22 protein-coding genes and 1 riboswitch are annotated in these 23,578 nt (G+C 53.8%); of the genes, 17 read left to right on the top strand and 5 right to left on the bottom strand.

Features of this window, described 5'->3' with window-relative positions:
- The first annotated feature begins 36 nt into the window (after positions 1 to 36).
- Positions 37 to 1,257, top strand: a complete 1,221-nt coding sequence (locus RC85_RS04455) for a MerR family transcriptional regulator (protein WP_068259028.1) — start codon at positions 37 to 39, stop codon at positions 1,255 to 1,257.
- 125 nt (positions 1,258 to 1,382) lie between these two features.
- Here RC85_RS04455 and RC85_RS04450 read toward each other — a convergent pair whose 3' ends face one another.
- The 3 genes from RC85_RS04450 to RC85_RS04440 form a co-directional block, all read right to left on the bottom strand.
- Positions 1,383 to 2,729, bottom strand: a complete 1,347-nt coding sequence (locus RC85_RS04450) for a DEAD/DEAH box helicase (RefSeq protein WP_235033457.1) — start codon at positions 2,727 to 2,729, stop codon at positions 1,383 to 1,385.
- A 307-nt stretch (positions 2,730 to 3,036) separates the two neighbouring features.
- Entirely contained in the window at positions 3,037 to 3,315 is a 279-nt protein-coding gene (locus RC85_RS04445; protein ID WP_068259027.1) for an RNA recognition motif domain-containing protein, read from the bottom strand.
- A gap of 411 nt (positions 3,316 to 3,726) precedes the next feature.
- On the bottom strand, positions 3,727 to 4,962 hold the full coding sequence (locus tag RC85_RS04440) for a GTPase (protein WP_068259026.1): 1,236 nt from the start codon (positions 4,960 to 4,962) through the stop codon (positions 3,727 to 3,729).
- Between the two features lie 65 nt (positions 4,963 to 5,027).
- On the opposite strand from RC85_RS04440, the gene RC85_RS04435 reads away from it, so the two are divergent.
- From RC85_RS04435 to RC85_RS04405, 8 genes are all read left to right on the top strand, one after another.
- Complete coding sequence (locus RC85_RS04435) at positions 5,028 to 6,065, top strand: putative zinc-binding metallopeptidase (protein WP_068259024.1); 1,038 nt, start codon at positions 5,028 to 5,030, stop codon at positions 6,063 to 6,065.
- Positions 6,066 to 6,282: 217 nt separating this feature from the next.
- The gene (locus RC85_RS04430; RefSeq protein WP_068259022.1) at positions 6,283 to 7,308 is read left to right on the top strand and encodes a D-alanine--D-alanine ligase family protein; all 1,026 of its coding nucleotides are present in this window, start codon (positions 6,283 to 6,285) and stop codon (positions 7,306 to 7,308) included.
- A 108-nt stretch (positions 7,309 to 7,416) separates the two neighbouring features.
- Positions 7,417 to 7,587, top strand: a complete 171-nt coding sequence (locus RC85_RS26600; protein ID WP_157593875.1) for a hypothetical protein — start codon at positions 7,417 to 7,419, stop codon at positions 7,585 to 7,587.
- Between the two features lie 672 nt (positions 7,588 to 8,259).
- Complete coding sequence (gene rplM / locus RC85_RS04425; protein ID WP_068259079.1) at positions 8,260 to 8,691, top strand: 50S ribosomal protein L13; 432 nt, start codon at positions 8,260 to 8,262, stop codon at positions 8,689 to 8,691.
- A gap of 63 nt (positions 8,692 to 8,754) precedes the next feature.
- Positions 8,755 to 9,171 carry a 30S ribosomal protein S9 gene (gene rpsI / locus RC85_RS04420; RefSeq protein WP_068259020.1) on the top strand — a complete coding sequence of 139 codons (417 nt, stop codon included), beginning with the start codon at positions 8,755 to 8,757 and terminating at the stop codon, positions 9,169 to 9,171.
- 144 nt (positions 9,172 to 9,315) lie between these two features.
- A complete protein-coding gene (infA, locus tag RC85_RS04415) occupies positions 9,316 to 9,537 on the top strand; it encodes a translation initiation factor IF-1 (RefSeq protein ID WP_068259019.1) in 222 nt (73 codons plus the stop codon).
- A gap of 413 nt (positions 9,538 to 9,950) precedes the next feature.
- A complete protein-coding gene (locus RC85_RS04410; RefSeq protein WP_149753010.1) occupies positions 9,951 to 11,669 on the top strand; it encodes a hypothetical protein in 1,719 nt (572 codons plus the stop codon).
- A gap of 23 nt (positions 11,670 to 11,692) precedes the next feature.
- Positions 11,693 to 12,691, top strand: a complete 999-nt coding sequence (locus RC85_RS04405) for a DUF1571 domain-containing protein (protein ID WP_068259018.1) — start codon at positions 11,693 to 11,695, stop codon at positions 12,689 to 12,691.
- A gap of 23 nt (positions 12,692 to 12,714) precedes the next feature.
- Here the strand turns inward: RC85_RS04405 and RC85_RS04400 are convergent, their stop codons facing one another.
- Positions 12,715 to 13,407, bottom strand: coding sequence for an MIP/aquaporin family protein (locus RC85_RS04400; RefSeq protein ID WP_068259017.1), 693 nt, complete (start codon positions 13,405 to 13,407; stop codon positions 12,715 to 12,717).
- Positions 13,404 to 13,946 carry an NUDIX hydrolase gene (locus tag RC85_RS04395; RefSeq protein WP_338060563.1) on the bottom strand — a complete coding sequence of 181 codons (543 nt, stop codon included), beginning with the start codon at positions 13,944 to 13,946 and terminating at the stop codon, positions 13,404 to 13,406. The genes RC85_RS04400 and RC85_RS04395 overlap by 4 nt, the downstream gene beginning before the upstream one ends.
- 310 nt (positions 13,947 to 14,256) lie before the next feature.
- On the opposite strand from RC85_RS04395, the gene truB reads away from it, so the two are divergent.
- The 8 genes from truB to RC85_RS04355 all read left to right on the top strand — a co-directional run bounded on the left by truB (position 14,257) and on the right by RC85_RS04355 (position 23,532).
- Positions 14,257 to 15,234 carry a tRNA pseudouridine(55) synthase TruB gene (truB, locus tag RC85_RS04390; RefSeq protein ID WP_084422339.1) on the top strand — a complete coding sequence of 326 codons (978 nt, stop codon included), beginning with the start codon at positions 14,257 to 14,259 and terminating at the stop codon, positions 15,232 to 15,234.
- 189 nt (positions 15,235 to 15,423) lie between these two features.
- Positions 15,424 to 15,520, top strand: a riboswitch (cyclic di-GMP riboswitch).
- 175 nt (positions 15,521 to 15,695) lie between these two features.
- Positions 15,696 to 15,884, top strand: a complete 189-nt coding sequence (locus RC85_RS04385) for a Flp family type IVb pilin (RefSeq protein WP_068259015.1) — start codon at positions 15,696 to 15,698, stop codon at positions 15,882 to 15,884.
- Positions 15,885 to 16,258: 374 nt separating this feature from the next.
- The gene (locus tag RC85_RS04380) at positions 16,259 to 16,825 is read left to right on the top strand and encodes an A24 family peptidase (RefSeq protein WP_068259014.1); all 567 of its coding nucleotides are present in this window, start codon (positions 16,259 to 16,261) and stop codon (positions 16,823 to 16,825) included.
- A gap of 318 nt (positions 16,826 to 17,143) precedes the next feature.
- Entirely contained in the window at positions 17,144 to 18,211 is a 1,068-nt protein-coding gene (gene cpaB / locus RC85_RS04375) for a Flp pilus assembly protein CpaB (RefSeq protein WP_068259013.1), read from the top strand.
- A gap of 112 nt (positions 18,212 to 18,323) precedes the next feature.
- Positions 18,324 to 20,024, top strand: a complete 1,701-nt coding sequence (locus tag RC85_RS04370) for a type II and III secretion system protein family protein (protein ID WP_068259012.1) — start codon at positions 18,324 to 18,326, stop codon at positions 20,022 to 20,024.
- 66 nt (positions 20,025 to 20,090) lie between these two features.
- Positions 20,091 to 21,317, top strand: a complete 1,227-nt coding sequence (locus tag RC85_RS04365) for a MinD/ParA family protein (RefSeq protein ID WP_068259010.1) — start codon at positions 20,091 to 20,093, stop codon at positions 21,315 to 21,317.
- Between the two features lie 218 nt (positions 21,318 to 21,535).
- The gene (locus RC85_RS04360) at positions 21,536 to 22,510 is read left to right on the top strand and encodes a hypothetical protein (protein ID WP_149753011.1); all 975 of its coding nucleotides are present in this window, start codon (positions 21,536 to 21,538) and stop codon (positions 22,508 to 22,510) included.
- Positions 22,507 to 23,532, top strand: a complete 1,026-nt coding sequence (locus RC85_RS04355) for a DUF362 domain-containing protein (RefSeq protein ID WP_068259003.1) — start codon at positions 22,507 to 22,509, stop codon at positions 23,530 to 23,532. The genes RC85_RS04360 and RC85_RS04355 overlap by 4 nt, the downstream gene beginning before the upstream one ends.
- Positions 23,533 to 23,578 lie beyond the last annotated feature (46 nt).

Here is a 23,578-nt window from a genome sequence, read left to right as displayed (position 1 = left end):
GTTCCGCCCACCCTTTTCTTTTCGATCAAGCACGCGATGCCATTGGAAGACACCGATACGTTCTCCGGAACTCGCGTCGCATTGCTGGGGCGTTTTGGTGGAATGAACCAACGCGAAGCGGGCAACGTGTTGCGGTCTTTCGGAATGGTCGTTAGCGAACCCAACCCTAATGCGATCGATTGGGTTGTTGTTGGTGCCGATGAATCGCCGCTAGCCGAAGCCGATTTGATACGCGGTCCGATTCGCGATGCAGCGGCGACAGGCAAAATCGAAATCCTGCACGAAACCGAATTGTGGCAGCGATTGGGGCTGGTCGAAATTCAAACGACGCATCGCCAATACTACACGCCCGTCATGCTGGCTCATTTGCTGGGCGTATCCGTGCGAGTGATTCGACGTTGGCACCGCCGGGGACTGATCAAGCCTGTGCAAACGCTGCATCGACTTCAGTACTTTGATTTTCAAGAAGTCACCACGGCACGCCGATTGGCCCGATGGATCGCGTCGGGTGCGAACCCCAAAGTGATCGAACAGAGCCTGGTGGAACTGGTCGAAGTCTTACCAGACATTCAGCGACCGCTGGATCAGTTATCGATTTTGGTCGAAGGCAAACAAGTCCTGCTGCGCGGCGGCGAAGGCTTGGTAGAAACCGGTGGTCAACTGCGTTTCGATTTTGATCTCGCCGATGATGAATCGATTTACAACGAATCAGCGGAACCGACCCGGTGGCCCGAATTGGCACAGCATGATCCACCGGCGACGCTTTCAATGTTCAGCGGAAACAAATCATCGCCCGAAGCGTTGGACCCGCTGATCCAACAAGCGTTTGACGCGGAGGACGAAGGTGATTTCCAGGTCGCGATTGATTACCTGCACATCGCGATGGGCCGTGACGGGCCGCGATCGGATTGGTGTTTTCAACTGGCCGAGCTTCTTTACCGAGTCGGCGATGTCACGGCCGCTCGCGAGCGGTACTACATGACGATCGAATTGGATCCAGACTTTGTCGAAGCTCGTGCAAGCTTGGGCAACGTGCTGGTGGAAACGGGGCAGTTGGAATTGGCTGTGTCGGCTTTCCGCGGAGCCCTTTCATTACACGACGACTACTCCGACGCGCATTACCACCTAGCAAGATTGCTAGACCGATTGGACCACGACCTCGAAGCCGATCACCATTGGAAACGTTTTTTAGAACTCGCACCCGACAGCCCTTGGGCCGACGAAGCGCGATCACGTCTAGCCACGTCCACTACCTGAGCGAAAGTTATTCCCGGACGGTTTTCAACCGTAGCCGATCCCGCCAGGGGTCAGTCCACGATTGGGTCGTGCTCGACTGAACCCTGGCGGGATCAGCTACGGGTGGGGCGTTTTACAGCGGTTATTTAGACACCAGCGGGTTGTCGCCTGCCGGGGCCTCCGGATTTGCGATTACGGTTTTGGCTGCCGCCTCGCTTGTTTCCGCCGCCACCGCTTCGTGGGCGTCCGCCGCCACCGCGGTTGCCGCCGTGACGACTACGCGAATTTGATTTTGGCTTGGATCCACCGGTGGAAACCATCGACAGGTTTTTTGGGTTGTCGATTACCAGCTTTTGCTTGATCTCTTTTTCGATCGCACGCAACTCTTCAATCTCATCAGTCGTGCAGAACGAAATTGCGATCCCGCTGGCACCCGCGCGACCGGTTCGGCCGATTCGGTGAACGTAGCTTTCGGGTTCAACGGGCATGTCAAAGTTGACAACGTGAGTCACACCGTCAATGTCGATGCCGCGTGCGGCAACGTCAGTCGCAACCAGTACGCGAATCTTTTCTTTCTTGAAGGCGTCGAGTGCGCGTTGTCGAGCGTTCTGTGATTTGTTGCCGTGGATCGCGACCGCGCCGATTCCGGCTCGGTCCAGTTTGGTCGCCAACGTGTTGGCACCACGCTTGGTTCGCGTGAACACGATCGCTCGTTCGATTTCGCCACCGGCCAACATGTCTTCCAACGTGCGAACCTTTTCGGAACGCTCGATCATGCGAATCGTTTGCTTGATCTTGGTAACGCTGGACACCTTGGGCGTGACATCGACGCTGATCGGATTGAACAGCAATTCGGATGCGAGTTCGCGAATCTTGGGTGCCAGTGTTGCTGAGAAGAACAACGATTGTCGTTCTTTTGGCAATGCTTTGACGATCTGTTTTAGTGCTGGCAGGAATCCCATGTCCAGCATTCGATCGGCTTCGTCGAGCACGAATTGTTCGACGTCGGACAGGTCGATGTGACCTTGGTCCATCAAGTCGATCAAGCGACCGGGCGTGGCGATCATGACTTCGCTGCCACGCGCGACGCTGCGCACTTGGCTGTTTTGGTTGACTCCGCCGTAAACCGTGACGTGTCGGACTTTGGTGTGTTTGCCGTAAACCTTAAAGCTGTCCGCGATCTGGATTGCCAGTTCACGGGTCGGTGCCAAGACCAACGCCAGCGGACGTCTGGGCTTCGCTTGCAGTTTTTCGCCAGCGATGTAGTCCAGGATCGGCAGCGCGAAGGCGGCGGTTTTTCCGGTTCCCGTTTGGGCACATCCCAGGATGTCGTTGCCGGCAACGGCCGGCGGGATGGTTTGAGATTGGATGGGAGTGGGCGTGGTGTAATTTTGGTCGGCGAGTGCCTTTTTCAGCGGGCCGTACAGGTCCATCGACGCAAAGGTTTCGCTTTTGTTTTTGTTTGCGTCGTTCTTCGTTTGTTGAGTGTTCAATGTTTTCTTTCGGGAGTTGTCCATCCGCAAGAGAAAAACGTTTGCGCCGGTCACCGTCGCAGGTTTCTTCGGATGGGTTGAGCCAGGTCGTCGGCGGGAGGCGTACGCACGCATCCGCCGCGACGGCTAATCGATTCAGTTCGTGACCGAATGGTTCGTCTGTGTTTCTTTGTGGTTTCTGTGAGCCGCAGGCGCGTGAGCGGCCGGGATTCATACTGTGATTTCTGTGAGCCGCGACGCGTAAGCGGCCGGGATTCTTGCGATGCCCGATGCCCGAGGCCTTACGGCCAGCGGCTCACTTTTTCGGCTACCAGCGTCCGCCACCGCCGCCACCGCTGCGTTGTTCACGCGGCTTGGCTTCGTTGACGGTCAAACTGCGGCCGTCCATTTCTTTTTGGTCCAGGCCTTCGATCGCACTGGCACCCGCTTCGGCGGAAGCCATTTCGACGAAACAGAAACCGCGAGATCGACCGGTGTCACGGTCCTTGATAATGTTGACGCTTTTGACTTCACCGAATTCACCAAACACGTTTTCGACGTCTGATTCGTTCGAGTCAAAGCTTAAATTTCCGACGTAAATGTTCATCTGAGAACACTCCATAAAATTGTTTTGCTGAATCCGAGCGGACATTCATCCAAGCGCTTCAAACAAAAAGGGAAAACCAGGAGTCCAAATCTAAGGACTGCAAATGATTTCCGGCGCTAAGAAGATTCGGCGACCTGTGTCGCGGAGCCAAAGCGATGTGCCGACCATTTGCGGGTCGATCACATAAAAAGAGTTGAAGGGAAGACGCGAAGGTTACCGGGGAATCATCCCCAAACACGAAAACGAGAATCCAAAACAATCACTCAACCGAACTTATTCTCGTCAACCTCATACGCACTAACCTGGGTCGCGGGAAATGTGTTCTGCCAAAGGCCACACGAACACGTCTTAAACGCCCACGACCTCAAAACTATACCGTCAAAGCCCACCAAGTCGATACGAATTCGGGTTTCACGCGTCCAATTGAGGCAAATCGGTTGCCTTTGCGATCAGTGCAGCAACCGCCTCGATCACACCCTTATCATCGCCCGCGTTGCTAATTCGCCGCAAAGCTTCGACTTGACGCTGATTGACCGCGGCCGGTGAACCCGCCGACGGCCGATGCTGGACAAGTTGGTTTTTGATGGTGCTAAGCAGTGTTTCAACGCCATCGCCGTTGGTGGCAGAGACCAGAATGGCCGAAATGTCGCCGTCAACAATGTGGCTGTCAATAAACTGGCCGTCAGTGATTAAGTCCGATTTGTTGGTCACATCGATTGACTTGATGCGACCAGGGATGGCTGCGAAGTCGGTTTCGGGATCGCGAACTCGAATCACCAGGTCGGCAGTTTCGATTTCCTGAATCGCCCGGCGGATGCCTTCTTTTTCGATTTCGTCAGCCTGTTCAAAGCCGGTGTTTTGTTCAAAGCCGGTGTTTTGGCGGATCCCCGCCGTGTCGCTGATTCGGATCGGGATGCCGCCAATGATCGTTTCCGCATGAAGGACGTCGCGAGTCGTGCCAGCGGTGTTCATGGTAATGCTGCGGTTGTATCCAAGAATCGCGTTGGTCAGGCTGCTTTTGCCGACGTTGGGAGCACCGACCAAAACGATTCGATAGGGCTGCGTTAGGTGAGTGGTCAGCGGGGCGTAGGTCAGAATCTCACGTGCCTGTTCGATGATGGATTTCCAGTTTTGCCGGGCGCTAGTCAAGGCATCTTCCGCCCATTGGTTCATCGATCCGCGAACTTGGTCCATCGCGATCGCAGCGTTTTGTGCAGTCGTACACTCGATCAGGACGGATTCGGCTTCGCGGATCAGCAACGGCTTGGTTGTCATCGGATGCGGTCCCGTGGCGATTTCAACGCCGGCGACCTGCAAGTCTGAAAGGATCACGTCGATCGCGGCCTGGCCGCCGTGACAGTGGATCTCGAATTGATCGACATCGATTGGCGTGACGACGATTGATTCACCGGATGCTTGATTTTGAGATGCTTGGTTTTGGCTGCTCGACCAAGTCCCGTAGCGAATTTGGCCGGGATGCATTGGCGACGGCGTCGCGCGATGGAAGTACTGATCGACGGCACTGGCGGCTTGATCACCGGCGACCGAAATCACGGCGATCGCGCTGCGGCCAAGCCCAGTCAGCACGGTCGCGGCCGTGCGTGGTGTGACTGTTTTTTGGTCGGTGTTTGATTGGGGTGAAGACATATCAGTAATCTCGAATAGACTCTTGAGACCGACGACGTTTCAACAAAACTTTGCCGCACGGATTCATGGCGAAACGAAAAGCCCAACTCGACAGCAAGCTTCTTGGAAAGCTGAGCGACGAGCAATTGCTCGACACGCGGATTTGTGATCTGCCGTTGTCGATCGCTGGCACGCCGCTGGAAGCTCGGGTGGGACAGCTTAACGCAGAATTGGTCGCCCGAGGACTCGACTTCAAACCGCACTGCTGGCTCAGCGAAGAATGGTTTTCGCCCGATGGAGTTCCCGGTATCGCGATCCCGTTCTACCTGGCCCATCCGCGACTGATCCGGTTGGAACGAAAACAACTGCTAGAAGTCGAAGGCGGGACCAAGGCGGGCTGCATGAAGATCCTCCGTCACGAAGCCGGTCATGCGATCGATACGGCGTATCGCTTGCGAAGCCGAGCCAGTTATCGCAGCGTATTCGGCAGATGGACCGCAACTTACCCAACCTACTATCAGCCGATTCCATCGAGTCGTGACTACGTGTTGCATCTGGAGATGTGGTACGCTCAGGCTCACCCGTTGGAGGATTTCGCGGAAACATTTGCCGTCTGGTTGAAACCTGGGTCGCGTTGGCGAAGTCGGTATCGTGATTGGCCGGCATTGTCAAAGCTGCATCAGGTGGACGATTTGATGAAGTCGGTTCGGGGAAAGAAACCCAAGGTGACTTCGCGAAGTCAGCCGGAATCCTTGTCGCGAATCCGCAAAACACTGCGAACCCATTACCGACAAAAACGAGAGCATTACGGAATCGAAGTACCCAGCATTTATGACAACGATTTGCGAAAGCTATTTTCAAGCGATCCAGTGCATCGCCGCAACATGACCGCGGCGGCTTACCTGACTCGAATTCGATCTGAATTGTGCCGAAGCGTTGCCAAGTGGACCGGAGAATACACCTACACGATCGACCAAGTGGTGCAAGAAATGATCGAACGATGTCGTGACATGAATTTACGATTGGGATCTTCACCCGAAGAAGCAAAGTTTGACGCAATGATTCTGGTCGCAGTGCGAACGACGAATTTTCATCAGGAAGGACGCCGCAGAATCGCGGTTTGAGAAGAAGCTTTTAGCTGTTAGCTGTTAGCTTTTAGCTGTTAGCTGTTAGCTGTTAGCTGTTAGCTGTTAGAAACGATCGCATGCCCAAACCACCCTAGTACCTAGTACCTAGTACCTAGTACCTAGTACCTAACCGCTAACCGCTAACCGCTAACCGCTAACCGCTAACCGCTAACCGCTAACCGCTAACCGCTAATCGCTAATCGCTAATCACCCCATGAGCAAACTTCGCATTCTAGTGCTGGTCCGCGAGGGCCATGTTCCGCCGCTGACCTTAAAAGGGGTTAGCGATGCGGAGATGGATCCATGGAAGGCTGAATTCGATGTTTGCGAAACGCTTCGCAACCTGGGGCATGAAGTATTGCCGATCGGGGTTTACGATGATCTAGGTCCGATCCGCAAAGCACTTAAAGAGTTCGATCCCAACATCACGTTCATGATGCTGGAAGAATTCCACGGCGTCGTGACGTATGACTTTGCCGTGATCAGCTATCTGGAATTGATGCAGCAGGCCTACACCGGATGCAACCCGCGCGGCTTGCTGCTTAGCAAAGACAAAGCTCTGTCGAAGAAGGTGTTGTCTTATCACCGGATTCCGACGCCACGCTTTGCGGTCTTCCCGATCAACCGACAAGTCCACCGGCCAAAGAAGTTATCGTTTCCGCTGTTCGTCAAAAGCGTCATCGAAGATGCGTCGTTTGGGATCGCGCAAGCATCGATCGTTCACGATGACGCTCAGTTGCAACAGCGAGTCGAGTTCATTCACGCTCAAACCGGCGGTGCCGCGATCGCTGAACAGTATATCGAGGGTCGCGAGTTGTACGTCGGCGTGCTGGGCAACACTCGGTTGACGACTTTTCCGGCTTGGGAAATGGACTTTGGCCGGATGCCTGACGACGTCGCTAGAATTGCGACGCGTGCCGTCAAGTGGGACAAGAAGTATCAAGTCAAGCATGACATCACGACGCGTGCGGCCAGCGATATCGACGACGCGACTCAGGCAAAAATTGGCAAACTTTGCAAACGGGTTTATCGAGCGCTTAGCATGAGTGGGTATGGGCGGATGGATTTACGCATGACCGATTCGGGTGAGATCTTTGTGATCGAAGCCAATGCGAATCCCAACATCGAGTTCGGCGAAGACTTTTCGGAATCGGCCGAGCTGGCCGGCGTGACCTATGAAATGTTGATGCAGCGAATCTTGAATCTGGGGCTGAACTATCAGGCTGCCTGGATGGTGTGATTTTGATGACACATTTTGTGCGGGACTTCTCGAAATCTTCCGCGTCTTAGATTGTGGACGCAGTGTTGCGTCCGTGATTCCAAAGTTCTCTGCCGGGGGGGCGGGGCGATGTGCAAAATTGAAGAACGCAAGGTTGAATCCGCTGCGCCAGACGGGGCAACCAACAAGCAACCCGCCGCGGTGACAAATCCGGTCAAGGCCGCCGAGCGTGCCAAGCCGAACGTGACCGACCCATTGCCGTGGTTGATTCAGCGTTTGCTAAAAAAAACCGTTGCTTAGGTTGGTGAGCGTGAATGCAGCGCAAACCAGCCAATCTAGCCACAAAGCGGTAACAGCCGGTTTCTAAATTGTTTAACCGCGTGGGCATCGCCCCGCGCGTCGTGCGCGTCGTGCGTCCCCACAGTGCGCGGGGTGAGTCCACGGCTGGGCTGATGAAAATGTGTCGTTGTCAACCCTTGAAAGTAGGCCGTAGCGAGCCATAGCGAGTTACGGCGGTGCGCTAATTGCCGTAACTCGCTATGGCTCGCTACGGCCTACATGCTGGCGATCAGGGAAATGCGCCGTTGCCACAATGCTTCACAACGCTGCAGTTTGTGTTGTCTGCCATGGTGCAGCTTGCCCAATTTGCTGGGATGCAATGATTTTCATCAGGCCATTCTACGTCTGGGAACCAGAAAGTAGGCCGTAGCGAGCCATAGCGAGTTACGGCGGTGGGCAGATTGCCGTAACTCGCTATGGCTCGCTACGGCCTACAAAAACGTTTGGCGATTCGCGTGGCTGAACCCTTTTAGCAACACGCAACCGTTTAGGGCTTGCCGATCAGCGGGGATGCCGATAAGTTCTCCGATTCTCAAAATCGATGAGAACCTGATTCTGGGCAGCCAAACCGCTGCTTTTTCCGAACTGAACGCTTTTATTTAGTTGCAAAACGTGGTCGCTCAACCAACTTTCATGGCCAAACCGGGCCAAGTCGAAAAACAATGGCACATCGTAGACGCCTCGGACGAAGTCCTGGGCCGTCTGGCAAGCGATATCGCTGTCGTTTTGATGGGCAAGCATCGCCCTGAATACACGCCTCACGTTGATTGCGGTGACTTTGTCATTGTTACCAATGTCGAAAAAGTCGCGATGACAGGTCGCAAGATGGATGTTCGCCATTACACGTGGTACACCGGACACCCGGGCCTGCGTTTGGAAAGCTACGGCGATCGTCAAAACCGCAAGCCCGAAGACTTGCTTTACCATGCCGTTCGCCGCATGTTGCCAAAGAACAAATTGGCCTACGCGATGATCAAAAAGCTGAAGATCTACGCTGGCCCAGAACACCCGCACACGGCTCAACAGCCAACCGAACTCAAACGAACCGGCAAGAAGGTCGACTAGTCCAGTCCCTTGCTTGCTTGATTCCATTTAAACACCACCTTCAATTCAAACACACACGATTTTATGGTCGCGGTCCAAAAGAAAGACAAGATCAACGGTGACTCACTCGGCACCGGTCGTCGCAAAAGCAGCGTAGCTCGAGTTCGAGTTCGCGCCGGCAGCGGCAACATCAAGATCAATAACAAGCCGATGGCGGATTACTTCGTCAACGATCAACACCAAAACGCGATCACTCAAACGCTCGCTGCGGTTGAGCACAGCGACAAGGTTGATGTTCTGGTTCGTGTCAACGGTGGCGGAATCACTGGGCAAGCCGGTGCCGTTCGCATGGGGTTGGCACGTGCGTTGGTCAGCTTGGACGAATCGCTTCACGATGTTCTTCGCGAAGGCGGATTTCTGACTCGTGATTCGCGAATGAAAGAACGTAAGAAGCCAGGTCTTCGCGGTGCTCGTCGTGGTCGCCAATTTAGCAAGAGATAGAGTACGGCAAGCGTTAAGATCACCAAGCTTCGGTTATCAGCAACAGTCAGGCAGACTCCCAGCAAATGGGTGGCCGGAATACAACATTGCTGCCATACTACGAGTCAGCAAATGATTCCATCAGTCACCATAGGGTTTTAAGTTTTGGGAAAGAAAGAAGATGCCTTCGAGGTCGAAGGTACTGTTACACAAGCTTTGGCGAACACCCGGTTCCGAGTTCAATTGGAAACCGGGTCCGAAGTCATGGCGCACGTCGCTGGCCGAATGCGTAAACACTTCATCCGAATTGTCCCCGGGGACAAGGTTCGGGTCGAACTATCGCCCTATGATTTGACCAAGGGTCGAATTGTCTATCGCGAACGCTAATTCTTTGCGGTTCTATCCGCCCGGCGTATGATCCAGTTTCTAAGGTTGCGGAAACCATCGAAACGATTGTTTTGATGTCGAAGGAATCGTCCCGAAATACCTTGATGAGATTGGATTCAGCAAGATCCCTCGCTTTCGCGTTCGGGTTGGGATTTACGAAGCTGTGTCGGTACAATTCCTAACGATCAGGTTCGGCCGTCGTAGATCTTGTTTTCAATCGATAGATCCCAGCGTAGTGGGATCTCAGCGTGGTGGGATCTTTAGCAAGATCCACTACCCTACACCATCGGCAGCGGCCTAGAAAAAACTACAGATTCTTGAAACTCTATTGATGGTCAGTGGGTATAGCTTTACTGACTGACACCCAATCAACACTTCAAAGGATGATCTTTATGCTCACGGGGAAACTACCAATGCGCACCAACGGAATTCGCAACAAAATTGCGAACTTGTTTGTTTGCATGACAGCAGCTTTGCTGATCGCCACACCGGCGATCGCGCAAGAACAACTTCAGACAACGCCTAAACTAGCGCCTGCTGGCACCGGCGCATCCAGCGACGCGACTGATCCAGTCCTGATCGTGACCCTGGGGTCGCTTGACAAGTTGATGCAGGATGCCAACTACATCACCGGTGCTGTTGGACAGCCACAGTTGGGCGGATTGTTTTCGATGATCGCCGGTAGCTATGCCCAGGGCATGGACATGAATCAGCCCATCGGGGTACTGGTACCGCTGGTCGATGGTGTGCCGCAACCGATCGCGGTTTTGCCGACGTCGGACATCAAGTCAATCTTGAAACGCTTGGAAGCTCAAACCGGCGGACCAGCAGACGAATTGGATGACGGAACGATGGTGATTTCCATCGGTGCCAACACGATTTTCATTCAGCAGAAAGGTGCCTGGGCCGCATTGGCACCTCGCAAAGAACTGCTTGAATTCGCTCCGATGGATCCAACCAGCCTGTTCGAGGGAATGGGGAATGACTACGACATCGCCATTCGCTTGAAGGTCCAACAAGTGCCGCTGGAAACCCGCAACATGTTGGTCAGCCAAATGCGGCAAGGGTTTGAGCAAGCGATGCAGAAACAAGAAGGTGCCGATGCCGAACAAACTCGCGAAATGGCCGATAGCTCGATGAAGCAGCTCGAACAATTCATCAACGATACCGATGAATTGAACTTGGGCTTGAACATCGACAAAACCGAACAGCTTGTCGCGATCGATTCATCGTTCACCGCGGTTGATGGATCCAAGCTTGCTTCGCTTTACAGCGGAGCCCACGCAATCCCGTCGCAATTTGCGTCCGTGATTCGCTCCGATGCAGCGGCGTACTACCACGCCGCAACTTCCATCGGCCCCGAAGCGATTGAACAGACTCGTAAAACGCTCAAATCGAGCATGAACTCTCTTTCGGGAATGCTGGAAAGTCAAGACAACCTTACGCCCGGGCAAGCAGACGATATCAAGATCTTGATTGACCAAATCGTCGAACTTTCGATGAAGTCGATTTCGGAAGGGCGTGCCGACATGGGCGCGTTGTTGCTGACCGCCGAAGATAGTTTTCAGTTCGTGTTTGGTGCGTTTGTTGCCGATGGCGACGAAGCAGCACAAATTGCCAAAGACGTTGCTGCAAAGCTTGAAAACGAACCCGACGCGCCTCGCTTTGAATTTGACCGCAGCACCTACAACGGCGTCACCATGCACTTGGTCGAAGCCGACGTACCCGAAAGCGAAGACGAAGCTCGTAAGGTGTTCGGCGAAAAGTTGCAGGTTCACATCGGAACCGGTGAAAAATCCGTCTACGTTGCGATCGGCAAGGAAAGCGAATCGTTGATGAAGCAATTGATTGACAACAGCGATTCGGACAAAAGCGCCGACCGACCGATCGGGCAATTTAACCTGAAATTGAAGCCCATTTTGGAATTTGCACAATCCATCGAATCCAACGAAGGGATCGCTGCAATGATCGAAGAACTCGCTCGCGGAAACGCCGATGGAGTGATGACGATGGTCCAAGACAGTATCGAGAATGGTCAGGCCACCAAGATCACCATCAGTGAAGGCTTGCTGAAGGCCGTCGGCGCTGCTGCACAAAAGGCGCAAGCTGCCAACATGCAGGGACAGTTCTAAGTTCGCCTGATGAAACCTAGCGAATGAACTTTTCCGATATGGATTTTGATCAATCATCCAACCAGCCACGCACGCGTTTCATCACGGTGAAACGTGTCGCGATGGCTGGTTTTTTGTTGGCGTCAGTCGCCGCGGTCTTCGTCTGGAACTCCGGTGCAGCCGCCGATCGAGAGCGTGAAGCATCCGTGGTTGCGGCGATCGATTCTAAGTCGCTGGCCGAGGATGAAATTCAATCGCTAACGATGGCGGACGTGATCGAGCGTGCTCGTAACATCCGTCAAGCGATGTCAGAATCGCTCCATGATTACACCGCTACGTTTGTGAAGCAGGAACGTGACGCCAGCGGTGTGCTGGGCGAGGAAACGGCGATGCAGATGAAAGTGCAAACACCGTTTCGAGCCGAAGATGGTCAAGCTGCCAAACGAGTCTTCTTGCGTTTTGTCGCGCCGAAGTCACAAGCAGGCCGCAAAGTGATCTGGGGCGAAGACATTTACGACGGAAAGATGGCTGTCCATGAAGTTGGCATGCTGCTGAGCCTAAAAACCATCTGGCTGGACCCCACGGGCATGCTGGCGATGCAGGGGCAACGCTATCCGATCAGCGAAATTGGCATGATCAAGTTGATCGAAAAATTGATTGAGCGTGGCCAACAAGATTTAGGTAATCCGGACCTGAAGATCACGCTGAAACAACAACATGACTTCGGCGGTACCGAAGCTGAACTGTTGCAGGTCGTTCGCAGTCGTCCATCAAACGGCGAAAACGATTTTTCGATGGCGGAAATCGTATTGGATCCAAACCGTCAATTGATTTTGCAATACCGAAGCTTTGGTTGGCCAGATTCGGATTCCGAATCGTCGGATTCCGAATCATCGGATTCTGAATCACCAGATTCCGAATCATCGGGCGCGGAAGCACCGCTGCTAGAATCCTACACGTACAAAGACGTCGAGGTGAACGTCGGATTGGCGGACATTGATTTCGATGTCAAGAATCCAGAGTACGGCTATCCGGCGTTTTGAATCAGCGCGGAGCTCCACACGGCCTACGTTTTCGGATCGACGACAGCTTCCGCTTTCGTGTGCTTGATCAGGCAATGCAGTACACAACCAATCAACGCACCTAAAATTGGTGCGGCAATGTAGATCCAAAGGTTATCGGTATAACCCGATGCGATCGCTGGGCCAATGCTGCGAGCCGGGTTCATCGACGCTTTGGTCAGCGGTCCGGCGACAAACGCTTCCATCGCAATGGTCGATCCCACGGCGATCCCAGCGGTGATGGTTTCTTCCTTCGCTCCCGTTGAAACTCCCATTACGACGAACATCAAGATCGCCGTCATCGCAGCTTCGACGGCAAATCCCGCACCCGCCGTCAGTCCGTTACCAATTTGGGTGCTTCCCAATAGCGATTCATCGAGTCCCAATACGGCGCGAAGTGCAAGTGCTGCCGCCAGGGCCCCGGCGCACTGAGCCGGAATGTAAGCCAAGCAATCTCGCAACGGTAATCGCCGGGCAGCGGTAAATGCAATCGTCACTGCGGGATTCATGTGAGCGCCGCTGATCGGACCGACGGCGTAGATCATCACCATCACAATCAGTCCCCAAACCGTGGCGACGCCAACATGCGTGAGCGCGCCGGTTTGAAAATCAACGACCATCGCTCCGCAGCCGATCAAGATCAGGCAAAAGCTGCTGATGAATTCGGCGAGGCATCGTTGTGGGAGAGGACTGTTCATGCTGAACCGATACTTTGCATCAGCGGTGAGTAGAGAAAAATATACAAACCGATCAGCGTTTTTCCGTCGCGAATCTTTCCTTCCGCGATCAACTGCGCAACCTCGTTTCGAGTGACGATCCGATTTTCAATTTGTTCGACCGCTTCGCGAGCAGCGGAGCCCTCGGTCAAACCGGACGCAGCGTATAGATGCATCAATTCGTCGCTGATGCCTGGTGCTGAAAAGAATTCGTGCAGACAATCCAACCGCTTGGCGTGGTAGCCCGTTTCTTCGACCAGTTCGCGTGCGGCAGTCGTTTCGGCTGGTTCGCCCACTTCGCGAGTTCCCGCTGGCAGTTCCAACAAAGTTTCTCCCACAGTCGGTCGGCCATTTTCAATCAAGACAACCGTGTCCTGATCAATTAACGGCAACAGAACCACTGCGCCGGGATGCCGAATGACTTCGCGGTGATAGTGCTTTCCGTCACTTCCGGCGATTGTCATCTGATGAACGTCGAACCGTTCACCACGCAGTAACAACTTTTCTTCGATCGGTTTCACGAGTTTGTCTAAGGTTAAAAGGTTAAGTATCGAAGCTGGACGTTCAGTAAGCCCTAGTATTCCGCGTCACCTCAATTTTCGGGTAGCGGAACTCGCCAAGAGTTTCGGCTACGAGGGGGACGCCGAAAGTCTACGCGACTTCCGCTACCTCCTAACCGAAGATTGAGCTGACATGGACTACTACCCGTAGCTGATCCCGCCAGGGTTCAGTTGAGTTTCAGTTGAGTTTCAATCGGTCGTGGACTGAACCCTGGCGGGATCAGCTACGGTTTCGCTGCACAAACTCCACACCCTACTTAACTGCAAGGCGATGGTCCACAATGCCAGTTACTCGTACCACTATCCCCTCAATCAATTCTCGCATTCCATGACACCGTTTGGATTTCTTTGTTGCGACAAACCGGTCGGGATGACTTCACGCGATGCCGTCAACATTGTGGCTGGCTGTCTTCGCAAATCCAATGACGGCAAGAAGGTGAAAGTCGGGCACGCGGGGACGTTGGACCCGTTGGCCGAGGGAGTATTGGTGCTGGCGGTCGGCCGAGCGGTTCGGCTGGTGCCTTATGTGCAGCAGCAATCCAAGTTCTATCGGGCGACATTCTTGCTGGGGCAGTCAACGGTTTCGGGTGACACCGAAGGCGAAGTGACGGTCCGCGATGACCTGCCGATGCCTAATCGTAATCAGCTTGATGCCGCCGCAGCGAGTCTTCGCGGCACGATCACACAAATTCCTCCCGCGCATTCCGCGATCAAGATTGACGGCAAACGGGCTTACGATCTGGTGCGTGCTGGAAAAGAGGTCGTGGTGCCAAGTCGCCAGGTCATTATCAACCATTTAGACATTACTCGATTCGCACCGCCGGAATTCGATCTGGACATCGGTTGTGGTTCGGGCACGTACATCCGGACGCTTGGGATCGACTTGGCTAACGCAGCCGGATCGGTTGCGGTGATGACGTACCTAAGACGTTACGCGGTCGGTGTTTTTCACGAACGTGACAGCATCCCAATCGACGAAATACGAAACACTGATCCGTGTCAGTTCCTGCGACCAGGATTGGATGCGGTCGGTTATTTACCGAGTTTTCAAATCGACGACGACCAGGCAAGACGTTTGATTAACGGATTGGATTTAAATCTTGACGCGTTGGACGATGCGGGCAACGTTGTGACATCGGGTGATGCGGCAGCGATTTGGAAAGGCGAGTTGTTTGCGGTGGTTCATCGCCGCAAAATCGAATCGCAGAGTTACCAGTGGTGGCCTAAACGTGTGTTCCCCCGCGACTAATCGTTACGACCGCTACATCTTGCTGAATTCTCTGATCGTTAAGGTTTCGCCTGCCGGAGTTTTTTGACTCGCACGGTTTATGGCATACGTTTCCAGTAAGAAGTGAGTGGATCGATGTTCGATCCGCTGCCGAGAGTTCAGCACTGGTTCGTATAGCGAGTGCAACGTTCTTTCGGTCAGCCTTGCTTTCCAAGACAAAGGCAAACCGTTTGAGAAAACGGGGCGCAAAGCCACGGATCCGTGAGTGACCCATTTGGGATAGCTTCAGGAACGCCGGGCTGCCAGGGAACCTTCCATCGCAAACTTGTTTGTTGATCGATTGAGCCAAGGCGAGTCGGACGAAAGTCGAAAGACCAGGCTGCCTAAAACCGGGAAATGGTTCGCTTTGAACTTGCCCCAATTAGTCAATCGTGTGCTGCGGTATACCAAAGCACTCATCTCACTCGCGAGGATTGAGAACTATGAAGAATTTCGCAACAAGCGTCGTTGAATTCCTTAAAGAAGAAGATGGCCCAACTGCAGTTGAGTACGCAGTCATGCTTGCTCTTATCGTTATCGTTTGCTTGGGTTCGGTCAGCTTGATCGGTACCAACGCAAACGTGAAGTTCAAAGAAGTTGCTGACAAGATCGGCGCTGGCGCTGCATCTTGATCCGCGTGCTGAGGAAATTTCCTTAGCAATTGTTTGATGTCGCCGGCACGCACTCCCGATTACGCGGAGTGCGTGCTAGGCGCTTCGAACGGAACCACCGACTGGAGACAATACAAGTCATGAACTATCCACTTATTCCTGTCGATGCTGCGGCTTATGCCTGGCAATTGTCTTGCTGTGTCGTCACCCTTCTGTTTGCCGTTTTCAGTTGGATGATTGGTCCCCGCTAACAGCCAAGTTGGCTGACGCGTTTTACAAAATGAACAACCGGCGATAAACCGAAAACCGAGTTTCGCACGAACTCGAACGAAATAGCGGGATCACGATTCCGCCCAATGATGCTCGCTTAACAAAACATACACGGGGAACACACAATGTTTCATTCCACTGCTGCCGCTGCCGCGGATACCTGGGTCGTCTGGTTCGTCACGATTGTCTTGATCGTGGCCGCTGTGATCGACGGAAAAATCTTGAAGGTGCCAAATTGGTTGACCTTCCCCTTCATCATCGCTGGCTGGATCCACTGGACCGTCCAAGGCGGATTCGGAACCGATGGACTGCTTTTCAGTCTTTCAGGAACGTTCGTCGGCATGATGTTGTTGCTTGTTCTTCGCAACATCGGCGGCATGGGTGCCGGTGACGTGAAACTGCTTGCCGGTGTCGGTGCATGGCTTGGAACCGTGATCACACTTTACGCATTCGCCGCAACTGCTGTTGTTGGTGGCGTCATGGCCGCATTCATGATTTGGAAAAGCGGCAACTGGCAACATCACTTCACGATGGCCCAACGCATCTTGTTGGAATGGAAGGACGTCCGCGAGCCCAAGAAACTCGCCGCGATCGCACGAGAGCGTAAGCCTGACATGTACTTGCTTCCCTACGGCATTCCCATGGCAATCGGCTCCATCGCCTACTTTGCCCTAGCCGGAATGTTGGCGTAAAGCAGCCATGCCAGCGTAGCTGATCCCGTCAGGGGTCAGTCCTACATTGGATAAGCTCAACTGAACCCTGGCGGGATCATCTACGATTCAAAACTGTTTCACAGGACAAGCCAGGTAATTTATTTCGATTAGGAGAGGTCGTGCAATTGCATCGACCTCTTCGGTCGTATCGGTGGTGCCCCCGGCGACGTGTGGGGTGTAGTTGTAACGTTAATCGCGTCGAAAGCCTGTAGAGAGTCGGTTCCCGAAATCGGCGAAGTTTCCATTCAACTCGGGCCGATCCGCCAACACTTTGCCTGTAAGGGGCTCTTAGAAATCATGCGAAAGTCAATGCTTCTCCTGATCGCTCTGGTCGTTGGCACGGTTGCAACCGTGGTTGCCAATCAGTTCCTAAACGCTTCGACCGGACCGGCGGAAACGACCACGACTGAGATCTTTGTGGCAGCCGCAGCGATCGACATTGGCGAAGCCATCACCCCGGAAAAAGTTCGCCTGGAACAATGGCCCGCGGACAAAATTCCCGAAGGCTCATCGGGCGACTTTGCACAACTCGAAAAACGATACGCCAAACAACGCTTCTTTACCGGCGAACCGATCATGCCGGTCAAGTTGATGGACGAAAACTGGACCACGGTCCCCAAGGGATACAGCGTCGTCGCGATGCGAGCATCCGACGTCAGTATCGCTAACTTGATTCAACCAGGCGATCGCGTTGACGTGCTTTCCTACTTTGAAAAAAGTGACCTGATCCCACAAACGATGACCAAGACCGTGTTGATGGGTATCCGCGTCTATGCTCTTGATGGCGATACCCAGCGACGTGCCGGTGAGGACCGACCAAAATCAGTTCGCAACATTCAATTGTTGATTAACAAGAAGGATCAACAAGCTTGGTCCTACGCTGGCGAACTTGGACGCATTCAATTGGCTCTCGGCAGCGACGCCGACTACACCAACGACGACGGATCCAACGAAGCCGCAGCAGACTTCCTGTCTTGGATCGAAGAGTTCCGAATCAAACAAGAAGAAGCTCGTTTGCGTGCTGAACAAGACAAGCGTCGAGGCAACCGTCCTTACGCTCAACCAACCAAGCCATCGAAGCCTGTTGAAGAAGGCTTTTCGATGTTCAAATTGGTCGAAGGCCGCATGGTCGAGTACTGGATCGTCCCTGGCAAAATGCCGGTTCGCGTTGGCGAAGTAGGTGGCGAAGACGAAGTGAACGCTGAAGGCGAATTTCCGCTGATCGGCGAACAACCGGCCAGTACCACGAAGTCGGGATCCAAAGACGCCGACGAATACAGCTACCTCAATGGCGAAGACAGTCCGCTGTTCCAGCCACCAACAAATCGACGCGGATCACGCGTTCGCACAAACTACCAATACTAGAAGTTGACCAGAGAAGATCTTTTCAAAGATCTACGCTCCAAAGACACCTTTTCCTTTTACTGTTTACCGCCAAGACCTGATTGATCACTGAGCAAAGGATTGCTCGCCGTGGTTGATTTTCATCGATTTGATTGATGAGCGGGTCGATTGCAAGGACGCATTCGCGATGGAAATGATTCGCCAAAAGGCAAACGCCGCTACTCGTTTTGTCGCCGCTTTCGTGGTGGTGACAAGCATGACGGCTGCCTCCTACACGCCCGTTTCGGCTCAGGGGAACGCGGTCAAGTTGACGAACAGTGAATCCACGGTCAACAAAGCGATTTCGCAGTCGATCGAACGAGTTCAGATGCTGGTGAAAAGCAGCCGCATCTTGACCTTGGAAGATCGAATTCCAAAGTTCCAGGTTCATAACGAAACCATCTTGGGCGCAACGCCCGTTTCGCAAAACCAAATTCAGATCTTTGCGAAGGCTCCTGGTACCACTCAATTGAATTTGTGGGACACCAACGAAAAGATGTACACGGTTGATGTCACCGTCACCGCCGACGCTCGCGAAGTCGAAGGCATCCTGGCTAACCAATTGCCCTTCGCCAGCTTGCAAGTCTTGCCGGTTAACAGCAGTGCGATCATCTCGGGAACTGTCACCAACGTTGACGACGTGGACCGCGCTGTCGCAATTGTCGAACAGTTTTATCCAACCGTGGTCAACAACGTTCAAGTGGTTGGCGTTCAACAAATTCTGTTGCACACGCGAATCATGGAAGTGTCGCGAACCAAGCTTCGTGAGTTGGGCATTGACTGGGGAGCGATCAGCACAGACGGCTATTTGACGTCGGCTCCTTCGGCTCTGTTGGACAATAATCTGACCGGAATCGAAGACGCGGCTGAAGGGCTCTTTTCATTCGCAGGAACCGGAACCGCGTACACCAACGAATTGGTAACAAACGATTTCTTCGCGCTGATTAACGCACTGCGTCAACAAGACCTCGTCAAGTTCTTGGCTGAACCTACCGTCGTGGCAACTCACGGTCGCCCAGCTCGGTTTAACGTCGGCGGAAAAACGCCCTTCATCATTCCCGGCCAAAACGGTCAGGTTCAAGTTCAATTCGAGGAATTCGGAACGTCGATCGACTTCCTTCCGTTTGTTGTGGGGCCCGGACGCGTTCGGTTAGAAATTCGTCCAGAAGTTTCGGAGCTGAATCCAGCTCTGGGTATCTTCACCCTGGGAGCTCAGGTTCCTGGCTTCTCAACTCGCTATGTCGAAACAGCGGTTGAAATGCAGGCTGGACAAACCTTTGCGATCGCTGGTCTGCTTCAAAGTCGCACCGAATCGCAAACTCGAGCGACACCGTTCTTTGGTTCATTGCCGATCGTTGGAAGCTTGTTTCGGGACGTTGTCGAGGAACGCAACGACATCGAATTGCTGATCACCGTCACGCCTGAATTGGTCGCGGCGATGGATCCCTACGAAGTTCCATCTGGCGGACCAGGCTTGAACAGCATGTCGCCCACCGACCACGAACTGTACATCAAGGGGCACATCGAAGTGCCAAACATGTTGGGCGATGGTACGGGATGCACCGTGAACGGCGGCCAGTCGTCGTGTGGTCCCGATGGTGGTTGCAACACTTGCAATGATGCGGCTAGCGGTGCCGTTCATCACCAACCCAATTACGGTGGCGGCGTTTCTTATGGAAACGAAATGCATGGCGGAACCATTCTGCCATCTTCGATCCCATCGGGTGCGATCGTTCCCGGTAATGATCCGATTGTTGTTGGCGAAGGAATCACGATCACTTCACCCTCGAATTAGTGCCAAAGTTTTGCTTTCTCGAGATTCCTGTCAGTTCATTCACACCACGTCATCGAAAAGAAACTCATGAGTAATGTCCTTCGTATCGCTTTAGTCGATCCAAACGACAAGTCTCGAGAAGCGCTCAAAGCGATGCTGGTCAGCATGGACACCATTTGGTTGGAAGCTGACTGCTCTCGATACGAGTTCTTTCCCGACGTCATCGAAACCACCGCGCCCGATGTCGGCGTCATCTCGCTGGATTCTGATCCCGATCAAGCGATCGCGTTGGTTTCGCGGATGGCCGCCGAAGCACCTAGTACTGCGATCTTGGCAGCAAGCGAAAGCGCTGACGGTCAACTCATCCTCCGCACCATGCGTGCGGGAGCCCGCGAATTTTTAACCTTGCCAGCAGTTGGCGAAGAGCTGGACGCAGCCCTTGCTCGTGTCAGTCAACAAAAATTCGGTTCCGCCGAATCCGGTGGACGAAGCTGCGAGATTTACGCGATTGCCGGTGCAACAGGCGGCGTCGGAACCACCAGCGCAGCAGTCAACCTTGGCTGTGTCCTGGCATCCGATCCGCAAAACAGTGTTGCCTTGCTGGACCTGGATTTAGCGCTCGGCGATGCTGACGTGTTTCTGGATTCCATTCCCGATTACACCCTGGCCGATGTCGTGCAGAACGTTTCGCGTCTGGACATTCAATTGCTAAAGCGTTCGTTGACCAAACACAGCAGCGGCCTTTACCTGTTGCCACGTCCGGTGGAATTGCAGGACGCGTTGACGATCACCGAAGACAGCATTCGCAAGGTGATCGGTTTGTTAAAGGCATCCTTTACGCACCTGATCATTGACCTGTCCAAGACTTACAGCCCCATCGACATGGCTGCGGTGGAAAGTGCGACCAAGGTCGTGCTGGTGACGCAGCTAGATTTGCCATGTCTGCGAAACGTGGTTCGATTGATGATGAGTTTCGAGGAAATTGACGACTTGTCCGCCAAGGTCGAGATCGTCGTCAATCGTGCTGGACTGGACTCGGGACAGATCAGTTTGAAGAAGGCGAAGGAAACACTAGGACGAGAAATCTTCTCGCTGTTGCCTAACGATTATCGAACGATGGTCGAAGTACGCAACAACGGTGTGCCCCTGATCACCCAGGCTCCCAAAGCCGCAATCACGTTAGCGATTCGTGACCTCGCAACTCGATTGCAAGGAAAGGCAAACGCCGCAGAAGCCGCCGGGGAACCTGGCAGCGAAGAAGCCATCGCAGGCGAAAGCAAGTGGAAGAAATTCTGGCCCGGTGCCAAGGCGTAGCGATTTGCTTTTGTAGCTTTTGTAGGCCGTAGCGAGTTGAGCGAGTTTCGGCATTGTGCTGCCCGCCGTAACTCGCTCCACTCGCTACGGCCTACGTTGCGTTATCGAATTATCGAATCATCGAATTATCCCAACCCAACCTTCGGGCTTGATTGGCGATCGTTGAAACTTTAGGCTTTGGGCACACTAGCGATAACCTTGCGAGCCCGGGCAAAGCCATGGATGTTCCCCCAGCCTTGACTGTAGCCAGTTGGCTGACGGACTGGTTAGATCAGCAAAAAAAACGTCTCATCGCCAATCCGCTTTGCGGGTACTCCAAGGACGAATCAGCGACCGCCGAACCGGTCGCCTTTGCTGCGATCACTGCGTGTGGCTTTGGCCTGAAAGCACCAGCCGAAGCAGCCTGCAACCGTCTGCTTGATGCTCAAAACAAACACGGGTCCGTGTCCGTTCGCCTGGATTATCAAGGCCCGTTTTGGCCAACCTCGTTGGCGGCCATCGCTTGGCGGCAATTCGAGCGGACTTGGGAGCCAACGGATTGGCGATATCGCGATGCCTATCGAAACGCTGTTGAGTTTTTAACCAGCTTTGGTGGCGCGAAGATCGATCCCGACCCGGAACTTGGACACAACACCCAACTGGTGGGTTGGCCTTGGGTCGATGGCACGCATTCGTGGCTGGAACCGACCGCAATGGCGCTGTTGGCGATGCGTCAATGCGGTTTTGCGAAGCACCCGCGTGCGATCGAGGCAGCGGAACTGTTGTTGGATCGTCAACTGGACTCGGGCGGTGCCAATTATGGCAACACCTTTGTGCTTGGCAAAAAACTTCGTCCCCACGTCATGCCCAGTGCCATCAGCCTGGTAGCTCTGCATCGATTCAAACCAGAACCGCAAACACGGCAATCAACGATCAACTACTTGCGATCCCAAATCAATCAGCCCATCGCCGCAATCTCATTGGCCTGGGCGATCCACGCGTTGGCCGCTGTGTCGTCAGAAACAACAGAACCAGGCGTTGAATCAGAGATTAGTTTTGAAACGCCGCTGAAGACAGCGATTGATCGGTTGCGGTTAGCTGACCCGAACCCGCACCGGCAAAACATGCTGATGTTGGCGAGCCTGCAAGATCAGTCGCCATTGCTGGATCTCGGTTATCACTCGTTGCCGAACTCACGCGAGGCGATCCGATGAATAACAATCAACCACCCGACAACCACACTCCCGACCGTCGCAAGTTTTTCATTACCGGTGCCGCCACCGCAGCGGCAGCCGTTGGGACCGCTTACGTTTCGTCCAGCTACCGTTCCAGCAGCGACGTCTTCATCGCAAAGAACCAAAAGTACTCGGGTGAACTGGTCCGCACAATTCGCGACGGACTATTGGCGTGCGAGTTCGATCCCGCGACGATTCGCGGAAAACGAGTCCTGTTAAAACCCAACCTGGTCGAACCGTCTCGGTTGGCTCCCCACATGACGACTCACCCGGTCGTGATTCAAGCGGCCGTCGAAGTGTTTCGCGGTTGGAAGGCTGACGTCACCGTCGGTGAAGGCCCTGGTCACGTCCGCGACACCGAACAGGCGCTGATTGAATCCGGCGTCATGGAAGCACTCGCCGACATCAAGATGCCTTTCCAAGATCTGAACTACCAAGAAATCAAAGCAGTCACCAATGCCGGCCGAGCTTGCAAGTTGAAAGAGTTCTTTTTCCCCCGGTCCGTCATTGAAGCAGACCTCGTCGTCAGCATGCCCAAGATGAAAACGCACCACTGGATGGGAATGACCGGTGCGATGAAAAATCTATACGGCGTGATTCCGGGAATCAAATACGGATGGCCCAAGAACGTGCTTCATTACAACGGCATTCCCCAAACCGTGTTCGACATCAATGCATCGGTCGGCAACCGAATCACGATCGTCGATGGCATCGACTGCATGGAAGGCGATGGCCCGATTCTGGGAACCCCCAAGCACATGGGATTGATCATGGTCGGCCAGGATTTGACCGCGGTCGACGCGACGATGGCGCGGCTGATGCACATCATTCCAGAACGTATCCCATATCTGGAACTGGCGTCCGGTCTGCTGGGATCGACCGACGATCGACAGATCAACCAACGTGGTGAAGCATGGCAACCGTTGGCCGATCCATTCTTGATCCTGGATCGTAAGCATCTGAAAAATATGCGAGATAGCAACGACAATTTTGTCAGTTAGTAGCTTTTTTAAAATGTAGCTGATCCCGCCAGGGTTCAGTCCACGA

Origin of the sequence: Rubripirellula obstinata (assembly GCF_001642955.1) — a bacterium.
GTDB lineage: Bacteria > Planctomycetota > Planctomycetia > Pirellulales > Pirellulaceae > Rubripirellula > Rubripirellula obstinata.
This window is presented reverse-complemented; position numbering and strand designations above follow the sequence as displayed.

Excerpts from the sequence above, each read along its gene's own strand:
- RC85_RS04455 (WP_068259028.1), top strand. The coding sequence starts at position 37 with ATGCCATTGGAAGACACCGATACGTTCTCCGGAACTCGCGTCGCATTG.
- RC85_RS04445 (WP_068259027.1), bottom strand. The coding sequence starts at position 3,315 with ATGAACATTTACGTCGGAAATTTAAGCTTTGACTCGAACGAATCAGAC.
- RC85_RS04440 (WP_068259026.1), bottom strand. The coding sequence starts at position 4,962 with ATGTCTTCACCCCAATCAAACACCGACCAAAAAACAGTCACACCACGC.
- RC85_RS04435 (WP_068259024.1), top strand. The coding sequence starts at position 5,028 with ATGGCGAAACGAAAAGCCCAACTCGACAGCAAGCTTCTTGGAAAGCTG.
- RC85_RS04430 (WP_068259022.1), top strand. The coding sequence starts at position 6,283 with ATGAGCAAACTTCGCATTCTAGTGCTGGTCCGCGAGGGCCATGTTCCG.
- RC85_RS26600 (WP_157593875.1), top strand. The coding sequence starts at position 7,417 with ATGTGCAAAATTGAAGAACGCAAGGTTGAATCCGCTGCGCCAGACGGG.
- rplM (WP_068259079.1), top strand. The coding sequence starts at position 8,260 with ATGGCCAAACCGGGCCAAGTCGAAAAACAATGGCACATCGTAGACGCC.
- rpsI (WP_068259020.1), top strand. The coding sequence starts at position 8,755 with ATGGTCGCGGTCCAAAAGAAAGACAAGATCAACGGTGACTCACTCGGC.
- RC85_RS04410 (WP_149753010.1), top strand. The coding sequence starts at position 9,951 with ATGCGCACCAACGGAATTCGCAACAAAATTGCGAACTTGTTTGTTTGC.
- RC85_RS04405 (WP_068259018.1), top strand. The coding sequence starts at position 11,693 with ATGAACTTTTCCGATATGGATTTTGATCAATCATCCAACCAGCCACGC.
- RC85_RS04400 (WP_068259017.1), bottom strand. The coding sequence starts at position 13,407 with ATGAACAGTCCTCTCCCACAACGATGCCTCGCCGAATTCATCAGCAGC.
- truB (WP_084422339.1), top strand. The coding sequence starts at position 14,257 with ATGGTCCACAATGCCAGTTACTCGTACCACTATCCCCTCAATCAATTC.
- RC85_RS04385 (WP_068259015.1), top strand. The coding sequence starts at position 15,696 with ATGAAGAATTTCGCAACAAGCGTCGTTGAATTCCTTAAAGAAGAAGAT.
- RC85_RS04380 (WP_068259014.1), top strand. The coding sequence starts at position 16,259 with ATGTTTCATTCCACTGCTGCCGCTGCCGCGGATACCTGGGTCGTCTGG.
- cpaB (WP_068259013.1), top strand. The coding sequence starts at position 17,144 with ATGCGAAAGTCAATGCTTCTCCTGATCGCTCTGGTCGTTGGCACGGTT.
- RC85_RS04365 (WP_068259010.1), top strand. The coding sequence starts at position 20,091 with ATGAGTAATGTCCTTCGTATCGCTTTAGTCGATCCAAACGACAAGTCT.
- RC85_RS04360 (WP_149753011.1), top strand. The coding sequence starts at position 21,536 with ATGGATGTTCCCCCAGCCTTGACTGTAGCCAGTTGGCTGACGGACTGG.
- RC85_RS04355 (WP_068259003.1), top strand. The coding sequence starts at position 22,507 with ATGAATAACAATCAACCACCCGACAACCACACTCCCGACCGTCGCAAG.